General features: G+C 62.0%; 25 protein-coding genes and 1 tRNA gene. 15 read left to right on the forward strand and 11 right to left on the reverse strand.

Annotation, left to right across the window (positions count from 1 at the left end; translation table 11 throughout):
• Window positions 1-24: 24 nt before the first annotated feature.
• The 4 genes from KG698_RS03985 to KG698_RS04000 are packed head-to-tail and all read right to left on the reverse strand — an operon-like array spanning window position 25 to window position 6,747.
• Window positions 25-2,079, reverse strand: a complete 2,055-nt coding sequence (locus KG698_RS03985) for a hypothetical protein (RefSeq protein ID WP_213684308.1) — start codon at window positions 2,077-2,079, stop codon at window positions 25-27.
• Window positions 2,080-2,081: 2 nt separating this feature from the next.
• Window positions 2,082-4,853, reverse strand: coding sequence for a DUF4159 domain-containing protein (locus KG698_RS03990; RefSeq protein WP_213684309.1), 2,772 nt, complete (start codon window positions 4,851-4,853; stop codon window positions 2,082-2,084).
• Window positions 4,850-5,743 (reverse strand): DUF58 domain-containing protein, encoded by an 894-nt coding sequence (locus KG698_RS03995; RefSeq protein ID WP_300982893.1) that lies wholly within the window; start codon window positions 5,741-5,743, stop codon window positions 4,850-4,852. The genes KG698_RS03990 and KG698_RS03995 overlap by 4 nt, the downstream gene beginning before the upstream one ends.
• Window positions 5,740-6,747, reverse strand: coding sequence for a MoxR family ATPase (locus KG698_RS04000; RefSeq protein ID WP_213684310.1), 1,008 nt, complete (start codon window positions 6,745-6,747; stop codon window positions 5,740-5,742). The genes KG698_RS03995 and KG698_RS04000 overlap by 4 nt, the downstream gene beginning before the upstream one ends.
• A gap of 62 nt (window positions 6,748-6,809) precedes the next feature.
• Here KG698_RS04000 and KG698_RS04005 point away from each other — a divergent pair, with 62 nt between their 5' ends.
• Entirely contained in the window at window positions 6,810-7,430 is a 621-nt protein-coding gene (locus tag KG698_RS04005; protein WP_213684311.1) for a DUF1285 domain-containing protein, read from the forward strand.
• 4 nt (window positions 7,431-7,434) lie between these two features.
• Here KG698_RS04005 and KG698_RS04010 read toward each other — a convergent pair whose 3' ends face one another.
• Window positions 7,435-8,280, reverse strand: coding sequence for a cobalamin-dependent protein (locus KG698_RS04010; RefSeq protein ID WP_213684312.1), 846 nt, complete (start codon window positions 8,278-8,280; stop codon window positions 7,435-7,437).
• Between the two features lie 331 nt (window positions 8,281-8,611).
• Here KG698_RS04010 and KG698_RS04015 point away from each other — a divergent pair, with 331 nt between their 5' ends.
• Genes KG698_RS04015 through KG698_RS04025 form a run of 3 tightly spaced genes read left to right on the forward strand, consistent with a single transcriptional unit; the run spans window position 8,612 to window position 12,020 of the window.
• Window positions 8,612-9,574 (forward strand): TAXI family TRAP transporter solute-binding subunit, encoded by a 963-nt coding sequence (locus tag KG698_RS04015; RefSeq protein ID WP_213684313.1) that lies wholly within the window; start codon window positions 8,612-8,614, stop codon window positions 9,572-9,574.
• Window positions 9,571-10,041: a DUF1850 domain-containing protein gene (locus KG698_RS04020; protein ID WP_213684314.1), complete on the forward strand. Its 471-nt coding sequence runs from the start codon at window positions 9,571-9,573 to the stop codon at window positions 10,039-10,041. The genes KG698_RS04015 and KG698_RS04020 overlap by 4 nt, the downstream gene beginning before the upstream one ends.
• Window positions 10,041-12,020, forward strand: coding sequence for a TRAP transporter permease (locus tag KG698_RS04025; protein WP_213684315.1), 1,980 nt, complete (start codon window positions 10,041-10,043; stop codon window positions 12,018-12,020). Before KG698_RS04020 ends, KG698_RS04025 begins: the two co-directional genes overlap by 1 nt.
• Window positions 12,021-12,035: 15 nt before the next feature.
• On the opposite strand, the gene KG698_RS04030 is transcribed toward KG698_RS04025, so the two are convergent.
• Complete coding sequence (locus KG698_RS04030) at window positions 12,036-12,917, reverse strand: hypothetical protein (RefSeq protein ID WP_213684316.1); 882 nt, start codon at window positions 12,915-12,917, stop codon at window positions 12,036-12,038.
• Between the two features lie 533 nt (window positions 12,918-13,450).
• Between KG698_RS04030 and KG698_RS04035 the strand changes: the two genes are divergently transcribed.
• The gene (locus KG698_RS04035) at window positions 13,451-13,903 is read left to right on the forward strand and encodes a helix-turn-helix domain-containing protein (protein ID WP_213684317.1); all 453 of its coding nucleotides are present in this window, start codon (window positions 13,451-13,453) and stop codon (window positions 13,901-13,903) included.
• 65 nt (window positions 13,904-13,968) lie between these two features.
• Here the strand turns inward: KG698_RS04035 and KG698_RS04040 are convergent.
• The 4 genes from KG698_RS04040 to KG698_RS04055 all read right to left on the reverse strand — a co-directional run bounded on the left by KG698_RS04040 (window position 13,969) and on the right by KG698_RS04055 (window position 17,646).
• Window positions 13,969-14,045, reverse strand: a tRNA-Arg gene (locus KG698_RS04040).
• Between the two features lie 56 nt (window positions 14,046-14,101).
• Complete coding sequence (locus KG698_RS04045) at window positions 14,102-15,487, reverse strand: ATP-binding protein (RefSeq protein WP_213684318.1); 1,386 nt, start codon at window positions 15,485-15,487, stop codon at window positions 14,102-14,104.
• Between the two features lie 24 nt (window positions 15,488-15,511).
• The gene (locus KG698_RS04050) at window positions 15,512-16,924 is read right to left on the reverse strand and encodes an FAD-dependent oxidoreductase (protein WP_213684319.1); all 1,413 of its coding nucleotides are present in this window, start codon (window positions 16,922-16,924) and stop codon (window positions 15,512-15,514) included.
• On the reverse strand, window positions 16,921-17,646 hold the full coding sequence (locus KG698_RS04055) for a VTT domain-containing protein (RefSeq protein WP_213684320.1): 726 nt from the start codon (window positions 17,644-17,646) through the stop codon (window positions 16,921-16,923). Before KG698_RS04055 ends, KG698_RS04050 begins: the two co-directional genes overlap by 4 nt.
• Before the next feature lie 294 nt (window positions 17,647-17,940).
• Here KG698_RS04055 and rpmH point away from each other — a divergent pair, with 294 nt between their 5' ends.
• The 10 genes from rpmH to KG698_RS04105 all read left to right on the forward strand — a co-directional run bounded on the left by rpmH (window position 17,941) and on the right by KG698_RS04105 (window position 25,147).
• Window positions 17,941-18,078 carry a 50S ribosomal protein L34 gene (rpmH, locus tag KG698_RS04060; RefSeq protein ID WP_168624034.1) on the forward strand — a complete coding sequence of 46 codons (138 nt, stop codon included), beginning with the start codon at window positions 17,941-17,943 and terminating at the stop codon, window positions 18,076-18,078.
• A gap of 14 nt (window positions 18,079-18,092) precedes the next feature.
• Window positions 18,093-18,476: a ribonuclease P protein component gene (gene rnpA / locus KG698_RS04065; RefSeq protein ID WP_213684321.1), complete on the forward strand. Its 384-nt coding sequence runs from the start codon at window positions 18,093-18,095 to the stop codon at window positions 18,474-18,476.
• Window positions 18,473-18,694 (forward strand): membrane protein insertion efficiency factor YidD, encoded by a 222-nt coding sequence (yidD, locus tag KG698_RS04070; RefSeq protein ID WP_213684322.1) that lies wholly within the window; start codon window positions 18,473-18,475, stop codon window positions 18,692-18,694. Before rnpA ends, yidD begins: the two co-directional genes overlap by 4 nt.
• Before the next feature lie 62 nt (window positions 18,695-18,756).
• Window positions 18,757-19,659, forward strand: a complete 903-nt coding sequence (gene ttcA, locus KG698_RS04075; RefSeq protein ID WP_213684651.1) for a tRNA 2-thiocytidine(32) synthetase TtcA — start codon at window positions 18,757-18,759, stop codon at window positions 19,657-19,659.
• A gap of 96 nt (window positions 19,660-19,755) precedes the next feature.
• Entirely contained in the window at window positions 19,756-21,579 is a 1,824-nt protein-coding gene (gene yidC, locus KG698_RS04080; protein WP_213684323.1) for a membrane protein insertase YidC, read from the forward strand.
• Entirely contained in the window at window positions 21,576-22,319 is a 744-nt protein-coding gene (locus KG698_RS04085; RefSeq protein ID WP_213684324.1) for an MOSC domain-containing protein, read from the forward strand. Before yidC ends, KG698_RS04085 begins: the two co-directional genes overlap by 4 nt.
• Complete coding sequence (gene yihA / locus KG698_RS04090) at window positions 22,316-22,969, forward strand: ribosome biogenesis GTP-binding protein YihA/YsxC (protein ID WP_213684325.1); 654 nt, start codon at window positions 22,316-22,318, stop codon at window positions 22,967-22,969. Before KG698_RS04085 ends, yihA begins: the two co-directional genes overlap by 4 nt.
• Before the next feature lie 97 nt (window positions 22,970-23,066).
• Window positions 23,067-23,927: an acetylglutamate kinase gene (gene argB, locus KG698_RS04095; protein WP_213684326.1), complete on the forward strand. Its 861-nt coding sequence runs from the start codon at window positions 23,067-23,069 to the stop codon at window positions 23,925-23,927.
• Between the two features lie 66 nt (window positions 23,928-23,993).
• Window positions 23,994-24,644, forward strand: a complete 651-nt coding sequence (locus KG698_RS04100; protein WP_213684327.1) for a ferredoxin — start codon at window positions 23,994-23,996, stop codon at window positions 24,642-24,644.
• The gene (locus KG698_RS04105) at window positions 24,641-25,147 is read left to right on the forward strand and encodes a histidine phosphatase family protein (RefSeq protein WP_213684328.1); all 507 of its coding nucleotides are present in this window, start codon (window positions 24,641-24,643) and stop codon (window positions 25,145-25,147) included. Before KG698_RS04100 ends, KG698_RS04105 begins: the two co-directional genes overlap by 4 nt.
• Window positions 25,148-25,270: 123 nt before the next feature.
• Here the strand turns inward: KG698_RS04105 and KG698_RS04110 are convergent, their stop codons facing one another.
• Complete coding sequence (locus KG698_RS04110; RefSeq protein ID WP_213684329.1) at window positions 25,271-26,071, reverse strand: amino acid ABC transporter ATP-binding protein; 801 nt, start codon at window positions 26,069-26,071, stop codon at window positions 25,271-25,273.
• Between the last annotated feature and the right edge of the window lie 3 nt (window positions 26,072-26,074).

Below are 26,074 nucleotides of genomic sequence, written 5' to 3' on the forward strand. Positions count from 1 at the left end.
CGCCTTTCGGCGCACCGCCCGCGATCAGCGCCGCCCTTCGCGCAGCCAGCCTGCAACGCTCAGCGCCAAGATCAACAGCATGAAAAGCCATGCCGCAATCAGCGGGGTAACTTTCACATCCGTGGTCACATAGGCGGCGCGCGGCGTTAGCCCAATCCAACCGCGCCCTTCTGTCATGCGCCCCTCGGCCACGCGGCGCAGATCGGGCATGCCATCTTGCAGGCGCAGCACTGCACCGCTCAGCGGCGCAAGCAGATGATCCGAGGCAATCGTCTGTTCAAACTCACGCGGCGCAGCAGGGCCAAGGGCGATGACCGTCTCGAAATCGCCCTCGACCAGCCGGTAAAGCCCTTGCTCGGCCGCCGTAATCTCGACCGCAAAGCGCCCCGGCATCACTTCTTCTAGCAAAACTGCGCTTTCGCTGCCGTCGGGTGCCGTCACCTTTAGTTGCCCCACCGTGTCGGCCAATGTGCGGCGGGTGACGCGGATGGTCTGGCCATCGGTTTCGGCCACCAGCGCTTCTTCTTCCAACTCGGGCTCACCCATCATCCAATGGGCAAGGCGGCGCAGCATCTCAAGCTGGGGGCCGCCGCCCTGATAGCCGCGATCCCAGAGCCACGCGTGATCCGAGGCCAAAAGCGCCACGCGCCCCTCGCCCACACGGTCCAAAATCAGCAAAGGCGCACCGCCATTGCCCGTCATCACGGTCTGGCCGGATTGTTCGATCACCTCGACCTGTCGGACCCAACGCCCCCAAGGCTGATCTTGGCCCGGAAGTGGCGTATGTGTCGCGGCCAGCCCAGCGGTCACCGGGTGACGCTGACCAAGCTCAGAGATTTCCGGCAAAAACGGCGTCTCGATCACCCGCGCGGTCGGGCGGCCCGGCAAGATATCGGCCAAGGGCGACCGATAGAGCGAGGCTGCCCCCGCATAATCCGGCCCAGCCGCCAGCAACAGCGCGCCACCGTCTTCGACATAGCGGCTGATATTATCGAAATAGGTCAGCGGAAGGATACCGCGCCGCTGATAGCGGTCGAAAATGATCAGGTCGAAATCATCGACCGAGTCCATGAACAATTCGCGTGTCGGAAAGGCGATCAAGCTCAACTCGGTCACCGGCACGCCATCTTGCTTTTCGGGCGGGCGCAGAATGGTGAAATGCACCAGATCGACCGATGGGTCGGCCTTAAGCAGGTTGCGCCATGTGCGCTGGCCCGGATGCGGCTCACCCGAGACCAACAAGACCGACAGGCGGTCACGTATCCCGTTGATCTGCACCACGGCGGCATTGTTGCGCGCGGTCAACTCATCCATCGCTTCGGGGATGGTGAATTGCACGACGTTCTGACCTGCATGCTCCAGCGTCAGCGGCAATTGCAGGGTTTGGCCCGTCGGCACCGCATAGCTTTGGGCGGGGGCGCCGTCGATGGAAATGGCGATCTCGGCCCGGCCTGACAGGCTGCTTGGCACAGCGCCTTGATCCTCGATGCGCAGGGTGATCATCAGCTCTTCGCCGATGATCCCAAAGGCGGGGGCTGTCTCGATCACTAGCCGCCTGTCCCAATCATCGCTGCGCCCGGTCAACAGCGCATGCAGCGGCGCGGGCAGGTCGGGGGCCAGCCCCACATCATGCAATTGCCCATCGGTCACAAGGATCGCACCCGCCACCCGCGCGCGCGGTTCCTCGGCCAACATGCGGGCCAATTCGGTCATCAACAGCGTTCCGGCGTTGTCGGCACCGTCGCCCACCCGCGCAAGCCGCATCTCCATGCCAAGGGCCGCGATCTGCGCCTCGAGTGCTGCAAGGGCCGCTTCGGTCTGATCGGGGCGGTCGGCGATGCGCTGGCTGGCCGATTGGTCAGCCACGACCAGCACGATATCGCTGAGCGGTTCACGCTGCTCTGATTGCAGCGCGGGGTTTGCCAGCGCCGACAAAAGCGCCACCGCCGCCAAGGCGCGCAGCGGCCAGCCCGCCAAGCCACGCCAAAGCGCCAAGCCAGTGATCAGCACGCTCAACACGCCCAGCGCCCAGATCAGCCAGACCGGCACCAGCGGATCGAAGAGGATCGTTTGCGCCATGGCTATTGCCCCAACCGGTCAAGCAGGGCCGGCACATGTACCTGATCGGATTTGTAATTGCCCGACAGCACATGCATCACCAGATTGACACCAAAGCGCAGCGCGATCTCGCGCTGGCGCTCACCTGTGGAGCCGCGCCCGACGGGGTAAAGGGGGCGGCCCATCTCATCTTGCGCCCAAGCAGCCGCCCAAGCGTTGCCGCCGATCATCACCGGCGTGACCCCGTCATTCAGGTTGCGAAATGGCATCCCCTCGACCTGTTCAGCGTCAGCTGGTGCCGCCTCGACCCAAACATCGCGCGAGGCGTGACGCCCCGGAAAATCCTGCAACAGGTAAAAGCTGCGCGTCAGCACGTGATCAGGCGGAATAGGTTCAAGCGGCGGAATATCCAGCGGTGCCGCCAACGCGCGCAAGCGCCGCCCCTCGGGCGTGCCAGAGCCGAAACCGCCGATATGGGCATCGCGCGTGTCGAACACGATCATGCCGCCCGCGCGCATGTAATCATTGAGCCGCCGATAGGCCGTGGCCGATGGCAGCGCTTGATCGGCCAAGACCGGCCAATAGAGCATTGGAAAAAAGCTTAACTCATCTGTTTCAAGATTAACGCCCATCGGCGCGGCAGGTTCGACCGAGGTGCGCTGGAAAAGCGTGTTGGACAGGCCCAAAAGCCCCGCGCGCGACATGGCGTCAATTTCTGCATCACCCGTGATCACATAGGCCAGCGTGACCTCGGCTGTCGCAAGGATGGCGATCTGGTCTTGCGGCGAAAGCGTTTGGGCATTTTGCGCCACCGCCTCTTGCGGCATGGCCCCAAGCGCCAAGATCAAGATGGCTGCATTCCGCGCCAAACCCGTGAGCCGCCCGGCCAGCCACAATGCGGCCAGCGCATCGAGCAACAGCAAAACAAGCGCCGCGATCAAGAATGCCGCCATCAAATCGGTGGGTGTGATCGTAACCAACCCCACCACTGGCACGCCAAGCGGCCATGCGGTCGGGGCAAGCGTGGTCTCGGCCCCAATGACATTGCGCGCGATGCGCCGATCATCGGCCGCATAAAGCCCCGGCAACAGCAATGCCGACACGGGCATCGCGGCCAGATCGGCACCATCGACGCCGGGCCTATCGCCAGCGTCACGCAGTTGCCCAAACCCATCAAGCACCTGCTCGGGCGTCCAGATCGTGCCAGCAAGTGCTGCCGCATCGGGTGCGGCGGGTCGGGTGGACACGGCAAGGCGTTCCAACATCTGCACAAACAGCCCCGAGATCGGCAAGCTCGACCATTCGGCATTGGCGGTGACATGAAACAGCACAACCGCCCCCTGACCTTGCCGCGCGCGGGTGACCAAGGGTGTGCCATCGCTCAGTGCGGCGATGGTGCGTTCGGCCAGCATCGGGTCAGGCTGGGCCATGACCTGCGCGGTGACGGTGACATCGGCGGGAATGCTTAGCCCGAAAAACGGCGATGTATCGTCAAAGGGGCTAAGCGCCTTTGGCTCACCCCAACTCATCGCGCCGCCAACACTGCGCCCACCGGCGCGCAGGCGTACGGGCATCAATGGCCCCGCCACATCGCGCGCGATGTCCGAGGCGGCAAGTCGGGGACCAGCAAAGCGCAAGAGCAAACCGCCCGCCTCGACCCAAGCGATCAGCCCCTCCTCTTCCTCGGGCGAAAGCGTGGCGATATCGACCAGCACGATCACATCAGGGCTGGCCAAGAGCACATCACGCAACGCCGCCTCGATCAGATCGGCGCTGGGGGCAAGCGCTTGGCGCAGGTAATGCAGCGGGGACAAAAGCGCTTGCTGCTCATCACTCGCACCACCCGCGATCAGCGCGACTTTGCGGCGCTGCAACGCGTCGTCGGTCAAGGCCACGCCACCCGCGCCACGCTGGCCTGCAATCTCGAAGCGGGTAATGCGGTTGCGCAGTTCAGGCGGCAAATCGAAGCTGGCCGTTGCGCTGTCGGCACTGGCGTCAAAATCAGCGGTCACGCGCGCCAATTCGCGTGCAATCCCCAGCGGGTCAAGCCCATGGGCCACAACCTCGACGGCCAGCGGGGCGATGGCATCGCGGCGCATGGCAGTGACCTCCAGCATCCCATCGACGACTTGCGGCGGGGCAAGCGCGATCACATCACGCGCCCCCTCAAACACCGAAAGCGCGCCTTTCTGCATCAAGGCTTGGGCCAAATCATCCCGCCCAGCATGGGCGATCCCGTCCGATATCCACCATGTTTCAAGCGGCGCAGGCAGCGCTTGCGCCCACTCTGCCGCAGCCGCCATATCGGGGGCAAAGGGTGCAGGCACAAGCGAAGGCAAGCGCGGCAGCACCGCATTGGCCGATTGCAACGCAATCTCGCCGCCGGGCAGGTCGGTGAGTTGCACCAAAGCGACGGGCCGCCCGCTGCGCGCGGCCTCGTCCAGCAGCAATGCAGCCCGGTCGCGCCTTGCGGCCCAATCAGGGGCCGATGCCCAAGAGCTATCCATCACGATCAAGACCGGCCCGGTGCCATCGCGCAGGGGTTGCGGGTTCAAGACCGGGCCAGAAAAGCCAATAATCGCGGCAGCCAAGGCCGCGATGCGCAGGGCCAAAAGCCACCATGGCGTCTTGTCAGTCTGGCTTTCATCATCGCGCAGCCCCAGCAAAAGCGCCACACCCGGAAAGCGGCGACGGATCGGCGCGGGCGGCACGGCGCGCAAGATCCACCACAAGATCGGCAGCGCCAAAAGCGCCAAAAGCGCAAGCGGCGTGGCAAAGGCCAAACCCGCGATCATGCCCGCACCCGCTCAAGCGCGCGATGCAACCACAAGAGCGTCGGCTCGGCGGGTTGGTCTGTGTGGTGCAGATGATAGCGCCAGCCCGTGCGGCGGCAGATCTCTTGCAATTGCGTTTTGCGCGCGGCCAACCGTTCCAGATAGGCATCGCGCAGGCCGCGCGCCTTGAGCGTTTCAAAACGGATCGCGCCGGTCATGGACTCAAAAATCGTGCGCCCATCGAAGGGAAAACGCTCCTCATCAGGGTCGAGGATCTGGACCAGCGCACCCTTGACCTCGCGGTCGGCGGCGCGACCAACGGCTTGCTCAATCATGCCGATATCGCCGAAGAAATCCGAAAAGAAGGCGGCGCGACTGCCCAATGGCATGATCTGGGCGCGCGGCGTGCCATGATCGACCGCGGCGTGATCCTCCATCAAGGCGGTGGCGATCCGCATCAGCTGCGCGTTGCCCGCGCGCGGCGCATCGGCCAGATGGGTTAGCCCCACACGCTCGCCCCCGCGCAGCGCGATGATCGCCAGCGCCATGGCCAAGGTCTGGGCCCGGCGGCGTTTCTCGGGGCGGGATTTGTGGCCGCTGAACTGCATCGATGCACCATCATCGACACCGATCATGATCGCCTGCGCCGCTTGCCATTCCGTTTGCCGAATGAAATGGCCATCCGACAAGGCCGAGCGCCGCCAATCGATCTGGCGGTAGCTGTCACCTGCCTGTGCCGGGCGATATTGCCAGAACTCATCACCGCTGCCTGCGCGTTTGCGCCCATGCACACCCAATAGCACCGTTGCCGCCAAATGCTGCGCATCGGCCATCAAGGCTGGCGCGGCGGCCGCGACAGCCTCCGAGCGCGAGCGCAGGGTTTGCGCGGTATGGCGGGCGGTATCGCTCAAGCGGCCTTTCCGATCCTTGTGACATGATCGACCACGGCATCGATGACCTGTTCGAGAACCGCACCCTCGGCGCGCGCACCATAGCTCAGCGCCATCCGGTGGCTTAGCACCGGACGGGCAAGGGCCGCGACATCCTCGGGCGATGGGGCAAGCCGCCCATCCAAAAGTGCGCGTGCGCGTGCGGTCAGCATCAAAGCCTGTGCCGCGCGCGGCCCCGGCCCCCATGCCACGGTGCGGCGCACGATCTCGGGCGCTTCCTCGGCGTCAGGGCGACAGGCGCGGACCAGATCAAGGATCAACTCGACCACGGTTTCGCCCACGGGCATGGCGCGCACCACGGCTTGCGCGGCGATCAATTCCTCAGGGGTGAAAACAGCATGCGCGCGCGCCTCATCCGTGCCGGTTGTGGCCAGCAAAATCCCACGCTCAGTCGCGCGGTCGGGATAGCCCACATCGATGCGCACCAAAAAGCGGTCAAGCTGTGCCTCGGGCAAGGGATAGGTGCCCTCTTGCTCGATCGGGTTTTGCGTGGCGAGCACTTGGAACGGGCGCGGCAAGGCATGGTGGGTGCCTGCAATCGTCACCTCGCGCTCTTGCATCGCTTGCAAAAGCGCTGATTGGGTGCGGGGGCTGGCGCGGTTGATTTCATCGGCCATCAAGAGCTGGCAAAACACCGGCCCTTGGATGAAGCGAAAGCTACGGCTGCCATCGGCGGCCATATCCAGCACCTCAGAGCCCAAGATATCAGCAGGCATCAGATCGGGGGTGAACTGGATGCGATTGGCCTTGAGCCCCATGACAGTCGCCAAGGTGTCGACCAAAAGCGTCTTTCCCAACCCCGGCAGACCCATCAAAAGGGCATGCCCACCCGAGAGCATTGCCGCCAAGGCCAGATCAACCACGTCGGTCTGGCCAATGATCTTGGTGGCAATCGCAGCCTTGGCCGCAGCCAGTTTTGCGCCCAGCGCTTCGATCTCGGCGACGCGTGTATCGGGGTCGGACATGGCATTGCTCCGCTGGGTGTTTATATCGAGTCGTGCTAACAGACCTATTGCGCCGATCACAAATGGCAAAGCATCCAAAGGGACAAAAGATCGTGACAGACGCGCAAAGACCCGGCACCGACCAGCTTTTGCAGGCCGCAACGCGTGCTGCGCGCGACGGCGGCTTGCCGCCCATTCACCTTTGGAACCCGCCCTTTTGCGGCGATATCGACATGGAAATCCGCCGCGACGGGACATGGTTTCACGAAGGCACCCCCATCGGACGCGCGCCCTTGGTGCGGCTTTTCTCGACCATCCTCAAGCGCGAGGGGGATCGCTATTTCCTTGTCACGCCTGTTGAAAAGGTGGGTATCCGGGTCGAGGATGCCCCCTTTGTTGTACAAGATTTCGAGGTTTCGGGCAGCGGCCCGTCACAATCCATCACCTTCGTGACCAATGTGGGCGATCATGTGCCCGCAGGCCCCGATTGCGCCATCAGGGTGACGCGCGATGAACAGGGCGCACCGCGCCCCTATGTCCATGTGCGCGCGGGGCTTGAAGCGCTCATTGACCGTAAAAGTTTTTATCGGCTGGTCGATCTGGGCGAGCCACACGAAGTCGCGGGCATAGGCTGGTTCGGCCTATGGTCGCGCGATGTGTTCTTTCCGATCATCCCGCTCAGCGAGTTGGGCCAAGAGGGATAAGCCCTTAAGCCATCGAGGCGCTGCGCCCACGCATGGGCCTAAGGCGGGTCACCTTGGACGAGGACAAAACCGCGTCCAGCCGCGCCATCTCGGCCTCTGCACTGTCAAGATCGCCCACCACCATGACCGGCACAGGCAAGGAAGCGATGCGCGCCGGGTCCGCGATGATCTGGCCCGCGATCAAGAACTGTGCATCGGGACGGGCATTGCCCAATGCTGCCAAAAGGCGGCGCAGCGCGCCGAAACTATGCTCGCCGGAACAACTTAGCCCGATCACCGGCCGGTCGTCGCGGGTCAGGCGGGCCAGCATCTCATCATGGGTGAGCCCGACGAAGAGGCTGACATCCCAGCCGCCGCGCCGAAACAGATCCGCCGCCATCATCACGCCCAATGTGTGCATCTCGCCCGGAACGGCGGCGAAAACCGCACCCGGCCCCCGCGCGGCCCGCAGGCCTGTCCGGCTGATCGGTAAGCGGCGCAAGATCGATTGGATACGCGCAGTGGCAAGCGCAACCTCGGTAAAGGGAAGGCGATCTTGATCCCACATCGTGCCAAGCCGCCGCGCCGCAGGGGCAAGGTGATGGCGACACAAATCCTCGACCGAAATCCCGGCCTCGAGCAGATCATCGACCAAAAACTGCGCCGCGGTTTCGTCTGGGTCGCACAAGGCAAAGGCCATGGCAGCGGCACACGGATCACCCAGCACGCTGACCGCATCGCGCGAGACGGCACCGGCCCTGTTGTCGTGGCACAAGCGCGCCAATGCCCGTTTGGCGAGGACGTCCAAAGCGCCGATTTGCGCCCCCTGACCCGAGGCCACCAGCGAAAGAAAGTCGGTCGTTTTTTTCATCGCGGTCGTTCTTCTCGTATCAACGCGGGGCTGACAGAACGGGCAGCCTGCGCGTATACGCCTTCCCTTTGTATCCCAGTGTACACCGAAAAAAGTGTCAATCAAGGTTTACAATGAACATTTTGTGACAAGTTTACACTACGCCGTTGATCGCATGATACGCAAGTTTGACGTGCAATCTAAGCGTGTAGGCAACTTCGCGTCATCGCCCTATGCGCGATAGCCTAGTGTCGCGCGGCCAATAGAATGCGCCCAAATGTCGAATCTCGTGTTGGAAGCGCGGCATGGATAGTCTAAATGCGACACACAACAAAAACCTTGGGAGGTTACTATGAAACTGTTCAAGGCCCTTGCGGCCAGCACCCTTCTCGTTGTCGCGACGCCTGTTTTCGCGCAAGAGCAACTCTCGATTGCCACCGGCGGTACGGGCGGCGTTTATTTCCCGATGGGCGGCGGCTTGGCCGAGATCATCAACGGCAAGATCGATGGCTATTCGGCCACCGCCGAAGTCACCGGCGCATCGGTTGAGAATATGGGCCTTGTAGCCACCGGCGATGCGGACCTTGCTATCGCCTTGGCCGACACCGTCCAGCAGGGCTACACCGGCACGGGCCGCTTTGAGGGTAATGCGCTGCCGATGGTGCGCGGCCTTGCCTCGCTTTACGCCAACATGATCCAGATCGTGGCACTTGAAGGATCGGGTATCACCTCGCTTGAAGATCTGCGCGGCAAGCGCGTGTCGATCGGCGCACCGGGTTCGGGCACCGAGGTGAACGCGGCGGCGATCCTGAATGCCAATGGCATTACCTATGACGACATCGACGAGCAGCGTTTGAACTTCAACGAAACTGCCGATGCGCTGGCCAATGGCGATATCGATGCAGGCTTCTGGTCGGTCGGTGCACCCACCTCGTCGATCTTGAACCTTGCCACCACCAACAACATCGTGCTGATCGCACTGACCGAGGCAGAGATTGCCGCATCACGCGCAGCCGATGCAACCTTTGCCACCACCACGCTGCCGGGCGGCACCTATAACGGTGTCGATGCTGACATGACCGTTTTGGGCATTCCGAACGTCTTGGTCGCCTCGTCCGAAATGTCGGATGATCTGGCCTATGCGATCACCCGCGCGATGTTCGAGAATATCGCCGACCTGCAGGCCGTGCATCCGGCGGCGAACGAGACGACGGTTGACTTCACCATGTCGGCCACGCCCATCCCGCTGCACCCCGGCGCCATCCGCTACTACGAGGAAATCGGCGCTACCATCCCGGACGCGCTGCGCCCGTGAGCAAACGGCTTGGAGGGGGGCTTTTTGCCCTCCTCCTTCTGACCGCACCCTTTTGTGCAACCGCAGCTGAGCTTGTCGCCACGCTAGAGGATGGCACGGAAATCGCGCGCTTGCCTGTGCCCGATGGCGCGGGTTGGTGCGTGTTGTGGCACCACTCCGTAAAGGGCTTCGAAGTTTCCGACTGCTACGAGAACCGCGCGGGCCAGATGGTCTTGGTGCGCGCACATCTGCCCGATTTTGCCGCAGGGCTTGATCACATCCCCGGCCGTGGGCGACAGGTGTCGGATGGGCAAGGCGGATACTGGATTTTGGATATCGACGAGGTGGTCGCAGGCAACGCCTATGTGCTGCGCCCCGGTCGCGGCATCGTCGACCACCGCTTGCAGGTGGGCAGCACGACCGTCTCGCTCTCGGCCATCGCGCCGCGCGCAAGGGTCACGATTGCATTGATGGAAGGTATGGATTGATGGTCAGCGATACCCAGATGACGGCACCGCAAGCGCAAGAACCTTGGATCGTGCTGCGCGTGATCGCGGTCGTTGGCATCGTCTTGTCGCTGTTCCATCTTTACGCCGCAGGTGTGCAGCCCTTGGGGCTTTTCTATCAACGCCCGATCCATCTGGGCTTTATCTTGGTGCTGTGTTTCTTGATCTATCCCGTCTGGGGTCGGGGGCGTGCGCGCGGGGCTTTGGGCTGGGCGATTGACGGCACGCTGATCGCGGCTGGCATCTTGGTCGGCGCATGGCTGCCCATCAATATCGACATTATCGCCAACCAGATTTTCCCGCGCAGCATCGATGTCTGGGTCGGTATTCTGACGATCCTCGTGGTGCTTGAGGGTGCGCGCCGGGCCGTGGGTCTTGGCATGACGATCATCGGCGCATTTTTCATCGTCTATGCCTTTGCCGGAAGCCGGGGCGAGTTGCCGTTTTTGGCCGATTGGATGCCCGGCATCATGAACCATCGCGGCTATTCGCTTGAGCGTGTGTCAAGCCAGATGACCTTGGGTGCCGAGGGGATTTTCGGCATCCCGCTGGGGGTTGCTGCAACCTTTATCTTTGTCTTCGTGCTGTTTGGTGCCTTTCTCGAGGTGACGGGCGCGGGCAAGTTTTTCATCGATTTGGCCTATGCAGCGACGGGCAAACAGCGTGGCGGGCCGGCAAAGGCCGCGGTCATTGCAAGCGCGGGCATGGGCTCGATCTCGGGCTCGGCCATTGCCAATGTGGTGACCACGGGGGCCTTCACCATCCCGCTGATGAAAAGGCTGGGCTACCGTCCGGCGCAAGCAGGCGGGATCGAGGCGGCGGCCAGCACCGGCGGGCAGATCATGCCGCCCTTGATGGGCGCGGGCGCCTTCTTGATGAGCGAGTTCACCCGCGTGCCATATGTCGACATCGTGCTGGTCTCGATCTTTCCAGCGATCCTGTATTTCGGGGCAGTCTATCTGTTGGTGCATATCGCGGCTGTCAAACAGGGCATGACCGGCCTTTCGGCTGAGGAATTGCCCAGCGTGCGCAGTGTCTTGGCGGGGGGCTGGCATTTCCTTTTGCCGCTGGTGGCGCTGGTCTGGCTTTTGGTCGCGGGCTATTCGCCGATGCGCGTGGGCTTTTACGCCATCGCAGCCATTGTCGCAGCAGCCAGCGCGCGGGCGCTCTGGGTATTTTTCGCCAATGGCCCCACAGCTACGGGCTTTGTTGCCCTTTGCCAGCGTGGCATCGCGCTGACCTTGCAAGCGCTCGAACTGGGCGCGCGCAACGCGGTGGCCGTGTCCATGGCCTGTGCCGTGGCGGGCATTATCGTGGGTGTCGTGGGCCTGACCGGTTTGGGGCTGAAATTCTCGGCCATGATGATCGCGTTCTCGGGCGGCAACATCGTCTTGGCGCTATTGTTGGTGCTACTGGCCAGCCTGATCCTTGGCATGGGCCTGCCGGTGACGGCGGCCTATATCGTCTTGATCATCCTTGTCGGTCCCGCGCTCACGCAGGAATTCGGCATCCCGCTGTTGATCGCGCATCTGGTGGTGTTTTGGTATTCGCAAGACAGCAACGTGACCCCACCCGTGGCCCTTGCCGGTTTTGCAGGCGCGGCCATCGCCGGATCGAAACCGATGGAGACAAGCTTGCAAGCGTGGAAATACGCCAAGGGTCTGTACCTGATCCCGCTGTTCATGGTCTTCAACGAAGAGATCATTCTGGGCGGCCCCTTGCCCTTGGTAATCTGGAGCGGTGCGATTGCCATCATCGCGCTGGTGGGCTTTGCCGCAGCGCTCGAGGGGTTCTTGTGGCGCGCCATGCCACTGTGGAGCCGTGCCTTGATGGTGCCGGGCGTGGTCGCCGTCTTTTGGCCCAGCTTGACGGTCGAAGTGGCAGGTGTTGCCTTGATCATCGCCCTGCTGGCGCTGAACTGGTGGGGTAGCAAGCAAATCGCAGCACCGCGCGCCGCTTAGAGTATCCATCCCGCATCATAGGGCGGGCTTCACCCTGTCCCAGTCAGCAAGCATGGCGGACAGATCACAGGCCTCCGCTTGCGCCAAATCACAGCGCGCGATGATTTCGGGCAACCATTGAGGGTTCGGCACCACCGCACAGCCGCCGGGCATTGGCAGCACAAGATCTGATCCAATCACAGCAGAGGGATGCAATCTCGCCTTTGCGAAATTGATCACCATGACCGAGATCCCGGCGGGCAAACCCGCTTGCCAGGCGGTAAGCTTGTGCTGTTGCTCGTGCCATGCGGCCGGACCCAGCGCTGCGTAGCACCCGCATCCTGCATGCATTGCCGCAAGCACCTGTTCATCGATCAAGAGCAACCCATCGGGCTGGGCTTGGAAGGGGGTGGCGTCATCATCCGCTACCCAGAATTCCGGCGCTTTGGACGCATGATCTGTCAAACCTTCGCAAGCCATCACCGCCGCCGTTTTGGCCGCCACGGGAAGGGTTGCAAGCAAATAGATGAACCGCTTGCCCTGCCTGTCATGCCACAGCCGTGCACAAAGATCGTCAATCGTGGCTGTGGGGTGAAACTGCACCTGCCCCCAATCCCCCATGCTGGGAGGGGGTGTTGGCAAACCCGCGATCTGGTTGGCCAGCCGCGCGGCCAATGCCATGTCGCCCACCCCTTCGGCAATGTCGGCTTGCACCCGGAACTCGGCAACGAGGGCCGCTTGGATATCGTCGCGCTGGCGACCGCCACACCCCGGCACCGCCTCAAGCCCCGCCACGAAACCGGCCAGCCCATCGGGCGATGTCATGATCGCATCAAGCGAAACCGCCAACACGCGGTCGGCAAGCACTGACTTGCGCACACGCAACGGCGCATAGCCATCGCGCAACAGTTGCGCCACGCTCCATCCGCGTCTTTCCTGCCGTTTGATGGTCAAATGCGCAATTCCTCGCCCAAGTGCTCTCGCGTTGATGGCAAAAGCACGCCGACCTGAAGCTATCAACACGATTGATCTTTCAGCCGGGTTGTAAACTGCGCAGTGTCGTTGCCTGAGTTCAACTCCCCCGCATGCCCAATTTGGGCAGATGCGCGGATGGCTTGGGATACAGCGCTCTCAATCTTGCCCGTTTTGCGTATGCCCAAAATGGGCATGCGCACCTGTTGCGCTTGGTCCGGATGGCTGTCCAGATATGGTGCGAAATCATTGATAAACCACATCCTTTGATCCGCCACTGGGTATCGAAGGACGACTTATCCCCGAAATAATCAAAAAGGTGATCGCAATTGGATGACGACACGCACCCAAGGCCAGTTTGGTTGACCCCGGCATGGCAGATTGCGTGCTCCCGACGTCAGATCAAAGCCGCAACTCAGAATTGCGCGTAAATTGCCGTCACGCCACTGCGACGGCCCAATCAGGAAGAGTGAACCACGATGTCGGATACATCTCAGCGGAGAAAGCCGCGCGAACGGATACTGGACGCTTTTGGAACGATATTTCCGGTACATCTGGCCAGTTCCGCCCGGCTTTTACATGCCGCGCGACAATGTTTCGACGGCGATCTGGACAAGCTGTTCATCCTTTGCGTCATCCTTGCCTCCGAGGACGAGGCCGCTTGGCAGGGCATCTTGCTTGATACGGTCAATACGATGCCAAGGATGGGCTGCACGAACACCGTCTCGATTGCGCTTTCTACAGGCATCCCGCGCGCGACGGTGCAGCGCAAGCTGGCCGAGTTGGTGGCGCGCGGTTGGGTCGAACGCCGCCCCGCAACAGGTTGGAGCATGACACCCAAAGCCGCACAGGATTTGCGCGGCCTCTCGGTCGAAACGCTGCGCTATCTTGAGGCGATCACCACAGCGCTGCGCAAAAGCGAAGCGCTGTGAAGCGTCAACAAAGGTTCGTTTGCAACACCAGAGGGTGTGATTGCGTCAGTTGGACAAGGGGAAAGTGGCGGACTGGGGAGGATTCGAACCCCCGACCCCTTGATTCGTAGTCAAGTACTCTATCCAACTGAGCTACCAGTCCGTGAGGGCGGGGTTTAACCGCGGGCTCGCAGCGTTGCAAGCACAATTCCGGGATGGTCAGGCCGCCAAACCCGCAGGCAGGAAAATGCGAAACAGCGTGCCGTCGCGGCCGGTACGGATCAGCTCAAGCCGCCCGCCATGCCCCTTGATCAACTCGGCGCAGATCGCCAGCCCAAGACCAGAGCCACCTTTGCGCACGCCACCGTGAAAGGGTTTGAACAGATGCTCGCGCGCCTTTTGCGGCAGGCCGGGGCCGGTGTCTGACACATCGATTTCCCAACCATCGTCGCTGTCGCGCGCGGCGACATCAATACGCCCCTCAACGTCCGTGGCGGCGATGGCCAGCCGCGCATTGCGCACCAGATTGGCCAAGACGCGGTAAAGCTGCTCAGGATCGGCGCGCAGCACCAGCGCAGGCGCGATGTCGCAGCGATAGGCGATCTTGTCACTGTCATCGGCCAGCTTTTCATTCTCGAACACATCCTCGACCAATCCGCGCAGCGCCACGCGCGTCAGCTTGGGGGCGGGTTCCTCGGCCCGGCCAAAGGCAAGCGTCGCCTCGGTCAGGTTGATCGCCCGATCAAGCGAGGCGACAAGGCGCGGCGCGATGCGCTGCACGGCCGGGTCTTGCGAGGCCTCAAGCCGGTCGCCCAGCATCGTGGCGACAGACAACATATTGCGCAGGTCGTGGCTGATCTTGGCCACCGCCTCACCCAGCTGGGCCAGCCGCTCGCGGTGGCGCAATGCGCCGGTCAAATCGGTTTGCAGCTTATAAAGCGCCTCCTCGGCGTCGCGCAGTTCAAGCACGCGCCCCTCAGGGCGGATGATGCGCGCGTCATCGCCCGGTGCCTCGGCATAGCGGGTCATGGAGGTGACCAAGCGCTTGATCGGCGTGACCATCAATTGGCGCACAGCGATGAACAACAAAACGGCGGTAAAAATCGAGATGACCGCCGATAGCACCAAGATACGCAGCCCGTAATCGATCAGCGCGGCGCGCAACGGGGCGGTGGGCATCGTGATCTCGATCAACAGCCCCGCTTCGCGCACCGGCTCACCGATGACGCGGATCACCTCATCGCGGGGGTTGAGCATACGGGCCAGCGCATCGCGCATCAGCACCCAAGAGGCCGGGTCGCGCATGTCGTAGCTTTTCGCGATCATCGGCATCTGGTCGGTCGACAAGATCAACTGGCGTACCGCGTCGCGCCTGAGCACGACGTTGAGCACCTCGGCATTCTCCAAAAGCTCGACCTCAAGGGCTTCGTCGATCATCCCATCGGTCGCAAGCAAGGCGAGCGAGGCAATCTGCGCGCGTTCAAGGCGAGCCAAAAGATAGTCTTCGCGAAACCGCGCGACCGAGGGCACAAAGATAAACACCTCGGCCAGCATCACGAAGATGACGGTAAGGATCAGAAATCGCCCTGAAAGTGTATTGGCCACGCCTACCCCGGTCCGCCCTGACGATCAGCGCAGGCGCTGCACGATTCGCACCACCCGCTTGACCCATCGGCTTTCAAACAATCTAGGCGCAAAATAGGCACCCGCGACACGTTTGTTAATCTCTCCCAATGTCGGATATGGCGCGATCATGCCGGCGATGGCCGACATCTTGAGGCGCGAGGCCATCGCAAGCGCCCAGATTTGGATCAATTCGCCCGCCTGTGGGCCGATAATCGTCGCCCCGACCGGGCGGCCGCGCACCACCATGACCTTGGCGAAACCATGCGCCTGTCCGGTGGCGATGGCACGGTCATTATGGGCAAAATCAGCGCGCACAACACTCAGGCGCGCGCCATGGGCCTTGCGCGCCTCAGCCTCGGTCAGGCCGACTTGGGCCAATTCGGGGTCGGTATAGGTGGCGCGCGGAATGTGATCCGTCCGCGCGCGCGCCCGCAGGCCAAACAGCATGGGCCGCAAGATCAGACCCGCCTGATAGCCCGCCACATGGGTGAACTGTGCGCCACCCGTCACATCACCGATGGCATAGATGCGCGGGTTGGATGTGCGCAGCCCGGCATCCACGGAAATACCCTTGGGGCTATGGGCGACCGCCGCCTGATCAAGCCCAAGATCGTCAAACACGGGCCGCCGACCGACCGCCACCAAAAGATGGGTACCAGTTATGCTGGCCCCTGCCGCTGTTTGCACGGTCATGGCACCATCCTGACCCGCGACCGATGTGACCGCCGCATCTTCGATGATCGTGATCCCTTCAGCACGCAGCTGCGCCAAAACGAGCGCGACCGCCTCTGGGTCATCGCGGCCAAGCGCGCGCGCGCCCTCAATCACCGTCACCGCGCTGCCCAAGCGGCGATGGGCCTGCGCCATCTCAAGCCCGATGGGGCCACCGCCGATGATGATCAGGTGCTCGGGACGGTCGCGCAGATCAAAGATCGTCTCATTGGTGTGATAGGCCACGGTGCTCAAACCGGGGATATCTGGCACAAAAGGTTGCGATCCTGTCGCAATCACAAAACGGCGTGCGGTGATGCGTTGGCCGCCTGCCTCAAGCATATCGGGCGCGACAAAGCGGGCGCGGGCGCGGATGACGGTAACACCCAAGCCCTCGAACCGCTCTTGGCTATCGATGGGGGCGATGCGGTCAAACACAGCGCGCAGATGATCCTTAGCGGCGGCGAAATCGGGGGCGGGATCATGGCCCGCAACACCGAATGCGGCCTGCGCCGTGTGATGCGCCTTGTGACCTGCGGCAAGCAGGGCCTTTGATGGCACACAGCCCGTGTTCAGGCAATCGCCGCCCATCTCGCCCGCCTCGATCAGCACGACGCGCGCGCCCATCTGCACGGCACCCGCCGCCACGGACAGACCGGCAGCACCCGCACCGATCACGCAGATATCGGTTTTCAGATCGCTCATCCGATCCCCCTTTCGCCGCGCACCATCTTGAGCATGACAGGCAGCAGCGCCAATGCGCAAAGACCGATAATGGGCAACAGGATCGCCGGTGTGAACAACAACCCCAGATCAGGGGCCGCGCCACGGGCAAAGACCTCGGACAGGCCCGCACCGATGGAGGTATAGACCAAAGCCCCCGGCATGATCCCAAAGAACGTCGAAATCACATAGCGGTGCAGCGGCACATCCAGAAAGGCGGGCACCAGATTGGCGATAACAAATGGCACAGCAGGCACAAGCCGGATCAAAAACAGCATCGACCATTGGTTGTTGTCGATCCCATCCTTGATGCGTTTGACCATACCTTCGGCCCCTTCAAGGCGGGCCGCAAAGCCCGCGCCGATGCTTGAGCGCGCGATTAGAAAGATGGCACTTGCCCCGAGCGTGGCACCCAAGACATTGAAAATCACACCGGGAAAGGTGGCAAACAAGAACCCACCCGTCAGCGTGGCGATACTTGCGCCGGGCAGCGAAAACCCGACGATCAGCGCATAGGCAAGGATAAACCCCAACACGGTTGCGGCGTAATTTGCATCGCGCAGCGCCAAAAGCGCCTCGCGATTCGCGGCTAGCGCTTCGAAATTGAGCAAATGGCCGAACCACCACCATCCCAACGCAGCGCCAAGCGCGATCACGGCCAGTGGCCATAGGCGGCGCAGGCGAGTTTTGGCGTTTTGCATCATCAATGCGTCATCTCTTGGATTTATCCATCTTGCAGCCATAGATGCGCCATCTGGCCGCCATGCGACAGGGGTGTCACGCCAGCTTGATCGGCTGTAACCTCTGCTAGCCGGTCAAGAAAACATGACCTAATCCGGCAAGCCTGCGAAAAGCGTGTAAAAACCGCCTTTGGCGATGCGCTGTTTGTTGACAGCCCGCCCGGCTTTCCGTATCTGCCGTGCTCTAGCGGAGATTCCCTTGGACCGTAGCGGCGCGTGTGTGGCGCGACCCGGTCCGATCGAACCACGGAGAAGACAATGTCGAAGCGTACTTTTCAGCCTTCCAATCTGGTGCGCAAGCACCGCCACGGTTTCCGTGCGCGCATGGCAACCAAGGGTGGCCGCAAGGTGCTCAATGCCCGCCGCGCCCGCGGTCGGAAGCGCCTGAGCGCCTGATCAAGGCCGGACCGATGGTCCCTGACACGCCTCCGCTGGGCGAAAGCCCGACGGGGGCTTTTTCTGTTTTGCGCAAGCGTGCCGATTTCCTGCGCGCTGCCCGCGCCCAGCGTGTGCCGCTGCCCGCCTTTTTGCTGCAAGCCCGACTGCGTGACCCGTCAGAGCCTTCGGAAACAGCGGTGCGCGTCGGCTTCACCTGTTCGAAAAAGGTCGGCAATGCGGTCGCGCGCAACCGTGCCAAGCGTCGCCTGCGCGAAATTGCGCGCGCGGTCTTGCCGGTGGATGGACGCCCCGGTTGGGATTATGTCTTGATCGGACGCGCCGATGCGACCGCTGACCACCCTTTTGAGGCGATGAAAGCCGATCTGGCCCGCGCCTTGCGAAAGCTGCATAAATGAGCCCGATGGCCTATATCGTCTCGCTGCCGGTGCGGTTTTACCGCTTGGTCTTTAGCCCTTGGGTCGGGCATGGCTGTCGGTATCAGCCGACCTGTTCGGCCTATGCGATGGAAGCGCTTGAAAAACACGGCGCACTCAAGGGAAGCTGGCTTGCCGCGTGGCGGATTGCGCGTTGTCACCCCTGGGGCGGATCGGGGATCGACAACGTCCCCGATTGAGGCGCGCTTGACGGGCGACCCGCCCCGGCCATATGGCCAGCCACGCAGGACAGGAGATGGTGATGCTCGACCGCGACGATATCGAGAACGATGGCTTGCCCGAGGCGGACGATATCCACCCGCTGTTTCATGGCGCACCCAAAACCACCGAATTCCGCAAGCTGCGCAAGCGCATCATCCGCGAAACCCGCGAGGCAATCGACCGCTACGGCATGGTTGACCGCAACCCCACCGCCCCGCGTCAGAAATGGTTGGTCTGCCTGTCGGGCGGCAAGGACAGCTACACGCTATTGGCCGCGCTGACCGAATTACAATGGCGCGGGCTTTTGCCCGTCGATCTGTTGGCCTGCAATCTCGATCAGGGACAGCCGGGCTTTCCGGCGACCGTTCTGCCCGAATTTCTGACCCGCATGGGTGTGGTCCATCGCATCGAATATGCCGATACCTATTCCATCGTCGTGGATAAGGTGCCGCAAGGCCGGACCTATTGCGCGCTTTGCTCGCGCCTGCGCCGCGGCAATCTTTACCGCGTCGCGCGCGAGGAAGGTTGCAGCGCCGTGGTGCTGGGCCATCACCGCGACGACATTCTGGCGACGTTTTTCTTGAACCTGTTTCACGGTGGTAAGCTTGCCACCATGCCGCCAAAGCTTTTGAATGACGAGGGCGATCTGTTCGTCTATCGCCCCCTCGCCCATGTGGCCGAGGCCGATTGCGAGGCGTTTTCGCGCTCCATGAACTACCCCATCATCCCATGCGATCTCTGCGGCAGCCAAGATGGGCTGCAACGCCAAGCCATCGCGCGGATGCTTGATGAGTGGGAAACCAAGGCACCGGGGCGCAAGGGCAAGATGTTCTCGGCGCTGATGCATGCGCGCCCCTCCCATCTGCTTGATCCCGAGCTGTTCGATTTCGCAGGTCTGGCACCGCGCGCGGCGCAAGCCACCCCTGACAAAGGCAAGGCTTAGCTGCGCAGGAACCGGCCCGCGCGGAAAAGGCCCCTTGACCTTTCGTCCCCCGATCTGTTGAACCCGCCAGAGCATCAATCGCGGGAAAACTGAGTAATGGACGATCAGAACAAGAACCTGATCCTGGCCACGGGCCTGAGCTTTTTGGTCATCCTCGTGTGGTTTGTCTTATTCCCGCCGCCGATGCCCGAGACAGACCCCAATGCGCCTGCGGTTGTGCAAACCCAAGATGGCGCAACAAGCACCGATATCGCCTTGCTGCCCCCGGCCGCAGGTGACGGCAGCGCGGCACCGGCTGATGCAACGGCTGCCACGACCGTTCCCGCGGCACCGCGTCTGCCCATCGACACGCCGGAACTGGAGGGCAGCATCTCGCTGATCGGCGGGCGCATCGATGATCTGTCGTTGCGCGGCTATTTTGAAACATTGGCCGAGGATAGTGCGATTGTCCGCCTTCTGGCCCCTGTTGGTAGCGCCGATCCCTATTACGCGCTTTATGGCTGGGCGCCCGGCGGCGATCTTGGCTTTGACGATGTGCCGGGTGCCAACACCGAGTGGCGCGTGGAACAGGGTGAAAAACTCACCCCGGAAAGCCCCGTGACGCTGGTCTGGGAGAACGGCAAGGGCCTGATTTTCCGCCGCGTTATCAGCATTGACGCCAATTTCATGTTCAGCGTCACCCAATCGGTCGAGAACACGGGCGCTGCCGCTGTGCGCCTTGCCCCTTATGGCATTGTCGCGCGTCATGGTTTGCCTGACGACCTGCAGAATTTCTTCATCCTGCACGAAGGTGTGGTGCGCAAGGTCGATGGGCAACTTGACGAACTGGCCTATGACGACATTCCCGATCTCGACGTTGTCGCGCGCGAAGGTGCCGCCGCCGAGGTGGTCGATGTTGCCGCCAACGGCTGGATCGGCTTCACCGATAAATACTGGATGACGACACTGATCCCCGGCGCTGACCAGCCCTTTAGCAGCGTCACGAAATATGTCGCCAATGCTGATATCTACCAGACCGAGGCGCGCCTGCCCGTCATGACGGTCGAGGCCGGGCAAAGCGCCTCGGTCACTACGCAGCTCTTTGCAGGTGCCAAAGAATGGGAAACCATCCGTAACTACCAAAACGCAGGCGGCATTGAACGCTTTCTTGATTCGATTGATTGGGGTTGGTTCTATTTCCTGACCAAGCCGATCTTCTGGTTGCTGCACAATCTCAATGTGCTGATCGGCAATATGGGTCTGGCCATCATCGCGCTGACCGTGATCATCAAGGCCGTACTGTTCCCGCTGGCCTATAAATCCTACGCCTCCATGGCGAAGATGCGCGAATTGCAGCCGCAGATGGAAAAGCTCAAGGAACGCGTGGGCGACGACCGCCAAAAGATGCAGCAAGAGATGATGGAGCTTTATAAGCGCGAAAAGGTGAACCCAGCCGCAGGCTGTTTGCCGATCTTGCTGCAGATCCCGATCTTTTTCTCGCTCTACAAGGTGATCTTTGTCACGCTGGAATTGCGCCATGCGCCGTTCTTTGGCTGGCTCAACGACCTGTCGATGCCTGACAGCTCATCCACCTTCAACCTCTTTGGTCTGCTGCCTTGGGATGCGCCCGAACCCACCAGCATCCTTGCGCTGATCTTCATCGGGGTACTGCCGATCTTGCTCGGCATCTCGATGTGGTTGCAGCAAAAGCTCAACCCGCAGCCGACCGATCCGACGCAGGCCGCGATCTTTGCATGGTTGCCTTGGGTGTTCATGTTCATGCTGGGCGGCTTTGCCAGCGGCCTGTTGGTTTACTGGATTGCCAACAACATGATCACCTTTGCGCAGCAGTACATCATCATGAAGCGGCACGGCTATACGCCCGACCTCTTCGACAATATCCGCGGCAGCTTTCAGCGGAAAAAGCCGGCGGACAAATGATCGGGCAACTGGCCCAGATTTGGCGTCACCCGATCAAGGGTGTCGGCGCTGAAGAGCTGGCCCATGTGGGCCTGCATATCGACCGGCCCCTGCCACTGGATCGGGCATGGGCCGTGCTGGAAGAAGGCGGCGAGGCGGCCGATGGCTGGCGCGCCTGCCGCAATTTCATTCGCGGGGCCAAAGCACCATCGCTGATGGCTGTACGTGCGCATGTGACGGGCGATGATTTCCACCTCTCCCATCCCAATCTCACTGATCTTGTGATCACGCCCGGCACGCCAGATGCTGGCCCTGCCCTGATCGCTTGGCTGAAACCAATCTATCCGACCGATCGACGCGCACCCGCTGCCTTGGTCAAGGCACCTGCAAGCGGCATGACCGATGCGCCCTATGCCTCGGTTGCGATCCTCAACCGCGCGTCGCTGCGCGCGCTCGGTGACAAATTGGGCCAAACCCTCGACCCGCGCCGCTTTCGCGGCAATCTGTGGCTCGACGGGTTGGCCCCATGGGAGGAGTTCGATCTCGTGGGCAAGCGGCTCCGCATCGGCGAGGCAGAGCTTGAGGTGATTGAACCCATCACCCGCTGCCGCGCGACCGAGGCAAACCCCGAGACAGGCCAGCGCGATGCCGCAACCTTGGCCGGACTTGAGGATGGCTGGGGTCATACAGATTTTGGCGTCTATGCCATGGTTCGCCGCGCAGGCCGCGTGGCCACAGGCGACAAGGTAACCCTCGCATGACTGCCCTGCCCTTTCCGCTTGCCCCCGAACCCGATGCGTTCACCACTGAGGTGGGGCGCAAGCTCTTCGCAGGCGGTGCAGATTTTCTCAAAGGCGTGGTGGCAATGGATGGCCTGCCCCCCGCCGACCGGGTCGAGGTTTGCTTTGCCGGCCGATCCAACGTCGGAAAATCGACCCTGATCAATGCCTTGACGGGGCGCAAGGCGCTGGCGCGGGCCTCGAACACGCCGGGGCGCACGCAAGAGATCAACTTTTTCACCCTGACCGAGCGCTACTATCTCGTCGACCTGCCCGGCTATGGCTATGCCGAGGCGCCGGTTGCCGTGGTGGCGAAATGGCAAAAGCTGCTCAAAGCCTATCTGTCAGGCCGCGCCACCTTGCGCCGGGCCTTTGTGCTCATCGACACGCGGCACGGGGCCAAACAGGTCGATGAAGAGATCATGAAACTGCTCGACAGCGCGGCGGTGCCGTTTCAGGTCGTGATGACCAAAGCCGATAAGGTAAGAGAAAAAGACCGCGACGAGGCGCTTGCACGCACCCGTGCGGCGCTGGCCAAGCATCCGGCTGCTTATCCTGAGATCATTTTGACCTCGTCGGAGATTGGCGAGGGCATCCCTACCTTGCGCGCCACCATCGCGGCGATCACCTAAGGCGCGGCCTTCATCTTTCTTGAAATACGCAAACGCGGTGCTTCACACGCGCCTCGCGCTCGCCTATGGATCGCACATGTCAGCCATAGGCCCCGAGATGAAACAACGAGACATGACCCGTGACCACCTTGCCGTCGCCCGCACGCTGAGCGAGGCGCTTCCCTATTTGCAGCGGTTCAAAAACGCCATCATCGTCGTGAAATTCGGCGGCAATGCGATGGGCGATGATGAGACGATGACCAGTTTCGCACGCGATATCGTGCTGCTCAGACAGGTTGGCGTGAACCCCGTCGTGGTGCATGGCGGCGGCCCGATGATCAATGAACTGCTTGATAAGCTTGGCATAAAATCCGAGTTCATCGATGGAAAGCGCGTCACTGATGCGGCTACGGTCGAGGTGGTCGAGATGGTTTTGTCGGGGCTGGTGAACAAGCGGATTGTGCAGGCGATCAATGCACAAGGGGGGCGCGCCGTAGGGCTGTCGGGCAAGGACGCGGAATTGATGATCTGCGAGGCGGCCGATCCCAAGTTCGGCTTTGTTGGCGAGCCGGTCGAGATCAATACCGAGGTGCTGAAGAACCTGTTCGGCGATGACATGATCCCGGTGATCGCGCCCTTGGGCATGGGCCGCAATGGCGAGACCTTCAATGTCAACGGCGATACCGCTGCCGGTGCCATCGCCGCAGCACTCAAGGCTGACCGCTTGTTATTGCTCACAAATGTCGCGGGCGTGAAAAATGCCGCCGGTGAATTGGTGACTGAGTTGAAGGCCGCCGAGGTCGAGGAAATGACCGCAAGCGGCGTCATCTCCGGCGGCATGATCCCCAAGACCGAAACGGCCCTTCAGGCGGTGCGCGGCGGGGTGCGCGCCTGCACCATCGTCGATGGCCGCGTGCCGAACGCCGTGTTGTTGGAGCTGTTCACCGAACATGGTGCCGGGTCGATGATCCGGGCCTGATGGCCAGTCACAGGGCGTACACAGGCTGTACACATCGCGTACATATAGGAAGTGGACAGGCCTGCTATGACCCTTGAGGAGATCGAAGCCCGCCTCGCCCCCCAAGGGCTGAGCATTTTCGGCGGCTTTCATCCCGGCCCCAATGACGGCACACCGGCAGGGTTTGACACCTTGCTGATGCTCGGCCCGCGCGAGCCGGGGTTTTGGGCGCATGTGACAGCTGAGGCAGAGTTCCAAGACGGGCAGCCCGATCCGCTGGACCGCTGGTCGCGCCGGGTCATCGGGCGCATCGCCTGTGATCTGGGGGGCAAGGCGCTGTTTCCCTTCGGCGGGCCACCCCATCACCCCTTTATCGCCTGGGCCTTGGCCACGGGGCGCGCATGGTCGAGCCCAGTGGGGCTATTGGTGCATGACCAAGCAGGGTTAATGGTGTCTTATCGCGGCGCGCTGGCCTTGCGCGGGCGGCTGGCCCTTGGCGCACCGCCGACGCAGAGCCCCTGTACCGACTGCCACCGCCCATGCGAAAGCGCGTGCCCGGTGGGCGCACTGGGTGCGCGTGGCTATGATGTTGCTTCCTGCCATGATCATCTCGCGACCGATGCGGGCCGCGATTGCATGGAGATGGGCTGTCGCGCGCGGCGCATTTGCCCGATCAGCCAAGGTGCGGGCCGCGCTGCCGCCCAATCGGCCTTTCATATGCGGAATTTTCATCCATGAGTTTGCATCTGATCCTGACACGACATGCGAAATCGGATTGGGATGATCCCGCGCTCAGCGATCATGACCGCCCGCTGAACCCAAGGGGGCAGCGGGATGCGCCGCGGATTGGCGCTTGGCTGCAAAGCCATGGGCATCGCCCCGATCTGGCGCTGATCTCATCGGCGGTGCGCGCACAAGAGACTTGGGCGCGGCTTGCGCCGGCCTTTGGCGCGGATGTGGCGATGACCACCTTGCCGGAGCTCTATCTTGCCGAAGCAGAGGTGATGCGCCGCGTCTTGTGCCAGATGGGCGGTGGTGCGCAAACCGTGATGATGATCGGGCATAACCCCGGTATCGGCGATTTCGCCCAGCGCATCGTCAGCCAGCTTGTGGCCCACCCACGCTTTCACGACTACCCCACCTGCGCCAGCTTGGTGGTCGGGTTCGCGGCACAGCAATGGGCAGAGGTCGATTGGGGATCGGGCCGCGCGGTCGATTTCATCGTGCCACGCGATTTGTGAGCGCCGTGACACAGCCGTTGCGCGATTGGGAAAACCGCAGTTTTCCCTGTCGCAAAACCCGGGTTTTGCGGGTGGGAAAACCCGGGTTTTCCCGTGCGTTTTCCGTGTCGGAAAACGCGCCCCTCAGTGACCCAAGATCTGGCTCAGGAACAGCTTGGTCCGCTCGTTTTGTGGGTTGTTGAAAAACGCCTTGGGCTCATTTTGCTCGATGATCTGGCCCTGATCCATGAAGATCACGCGGTTAGCCACAGCTTGGGCAAAGCCCATCTCATGGGTGACACAGATCATCGTCATGCCTTCTTCGGCAAGTGCGATCATGGTGTCGAGCACTTCCTTGATCATCTCGGGGTCGAGCGCCGAGGTGGGTTCGTCAAAGAGCATGATCCGCGGCTTCATGCACAAAGAGCGCGCAATCGCCACGCGCTGTTGCTGACCGCCCGACAACTGGCCGGGGTATTTCAACGCTTGTTCGGGGATCTTCACCTTTTCGAGGAAATACATCGCCGTTTCCTCGGCCTCGCGCTTGGGCACTTTGCGCACCCAGATGGGGGCCAGCGTGCAATTCTCGAGGATGGTCAGATGCGGAAAGAGGTTAAAGTGCTGAAACACCATCCCCACTTCCGAGCGCACCTTGTCGATGTTCTTGAGGTCAGTCGATAGCGTCGTGCCATCGACGGTGATCTGGCCCTTTTGATGCTCTTCCAGCGCGTTGATGCAGCGGATGAGCGTAGATTTCCCCGAGCCAGAGGGGCCACACACCACGATCCGCTCGCCACGGTTCACGGTCAGGTTGATGTCGCGCAGCACATGGAAGGTGCCGTACCACTTGTTCATCCCTGTAATCTGGATCGCGATCTCATCGGAGACCGTCATCTGCGAGCGGTCAATCTGACGCTCTGCCAGGGCGGTTTGTGCCTCACTCATCTT

Source organism: Roseicyclus sp. (genome assembly GCF_018402035.1).
GTDB lineage: Bacteria > Pseudomonadota > Alphaproteobacteria > Rhodobacterales > Rhodobacteraceae > Roseicyclus.

Excerpts from the sequence above, each read along its gene's own strand:
- KG698_RS03985 (WP_213684308.1), bottom strand. The coding sequence starts at position 2,079 with ATGGCGCAAACGATCCTCTTCGATCCGCTGGTGCCGGTCTGGCTGATC.
- KG698_RS03990 (WP_213684309.1), bottom strand. The coding sequence starts at position 4,853 with ATGATCGCGGGTTTGGCCTTTGCCACGCCGCTTGCGCTTTTGGCGCTT.
- KG698_RS04000 (WP_213684310.1), bottom strand. The coding sequence starts at position 6,747 with ATGTCCGACCCCGATACACGCGTCGCCGAGATCGAAGCGCTGGGCGCA.
- KG698_RS04005 (WP_213684311.1), top strand. The coding sequence starts at position 6,810 with ATGGCAAAGCATCCAAAGGGACAAAAGATCGTGACAGACGCGCAAAGA.
- KG698_RS04010 (WP_213684312.1), bottom strand. The coding sequence starts at position 8,280 with ATGAAAAAAACGACCGACTTTCTTTCGCTGGTGGCCTCGGGTCAGGGG.
- KG698_RS04015 (WP_213684313.1), top strand. The coding sequence starts at position 8,612 with ATGAAACTGTTCAAGGCCCTTGCGGCCAGCACCCTTCTCGTTGTCGCG.
- KG698_RS04025 (WP_213684315.1), top strand. The coding sequence starts at position 10,041 with ATGGTCAGCGATACCCAGATGACGGCACCGCAAGCGCAAGAACCTTGG.
- KG698_RS04035 (WP_213684317.1), top strand. The coding sequence starts at position 13,451 with ATGTCGGATACATCTCAGCGGAGAAAGCCGCGCGAACGGATACTGGAC.
- KG698_RS04050 (WP_213684319.1), bottom strand. The coding sequence starts at position 16,924 with ATGAGCGATCTGAAAACCGATATCTGCGTGATCGGTGCGGGTGCTGCC.
- KG698_RS04055 (WP_213684320.1), bottom strand. The coding sequence starts at position 17,646 with ATGATGCAAAACGCCAAAACTCGCCTGCGCCGCCTATGGCCACTGGCC.
- rpmH (WP_168624034.1), top strand. The coding sequence starts at position 17,941 with ATGTCGAAGCGTACTTTTCAGCCTTCCAATCTGGTGCGCAAGCACCGC.
- rnpA (WP_213684321.1), top strand. The coding sequence starts at position 18,093 with ATGGTCCCTGACACGCCTCCGCTGGGCGAAAGCCCGACGGGGGCTTTT.
- yidD (WP_213684322.1), top strand. The coding sequence starts at position 18,473 with ATGAGCCCGATGGCCTATATCGTCTCGCTGCCGGTGCGGTTTTACCGC.
- ttcA (WP_213684651.1), top strand. The coding sequence starts at position 18,757 with ATGCTCGACCGCGACGATATCGAGAACGATGGCTTGCCCGAGGCGGAC.
- yidC (WP_213684323.1), top strand. The coding sequence starts at position 19,756 with ATGGACGATCAGAACAAGAACCTGATCCTGGCCACGGGCCTGAGCTTT.
- KG698_RS04085 (WP_213684324.1), top strand. The coding sequence starts at position 21,576 with ATGATCGGGCAACTGGCCCAGATTTGGCGTCACCCGATCAAGGGTGTC.
- yihA (WP_213684325.1), top strand. The coding sequence starts at position 22,316 with ATGACTGCCCTGCCCTTTCCGCTTGCCCCCGAACCCGATGCGTTCACC.
- argB (WP_213684326.1), top strand. The coding sequence starts at position 23,067 with ATGAAACAACGAGACATGACCCGTGACCACCTTGCCGTCGCCCGCACG.
- KG698_RS04100 (WP_213684327.1), top strand. The coding sequence starts at position 23,994 with ATGACCCTTGAGGAGATCGAAGCCCGCCTCGCCCCCCAAGGGCTGAGC.
- KG698_RS04105 (WP_213684328.1), top strand. The coding sequence starts at position 24,641 with ATGAGTTTGCATCTGATCCTGACACGACATGCGAAATCGGATTGGGAT.
- KG698_RS04110 (WP_213684329.1), bottom strand. The coding sequence starts at position 26,071 with ATGAGTGAGGCACAAACCGCCCTGGCAGAGCGTCAGATTGACCGCTCG.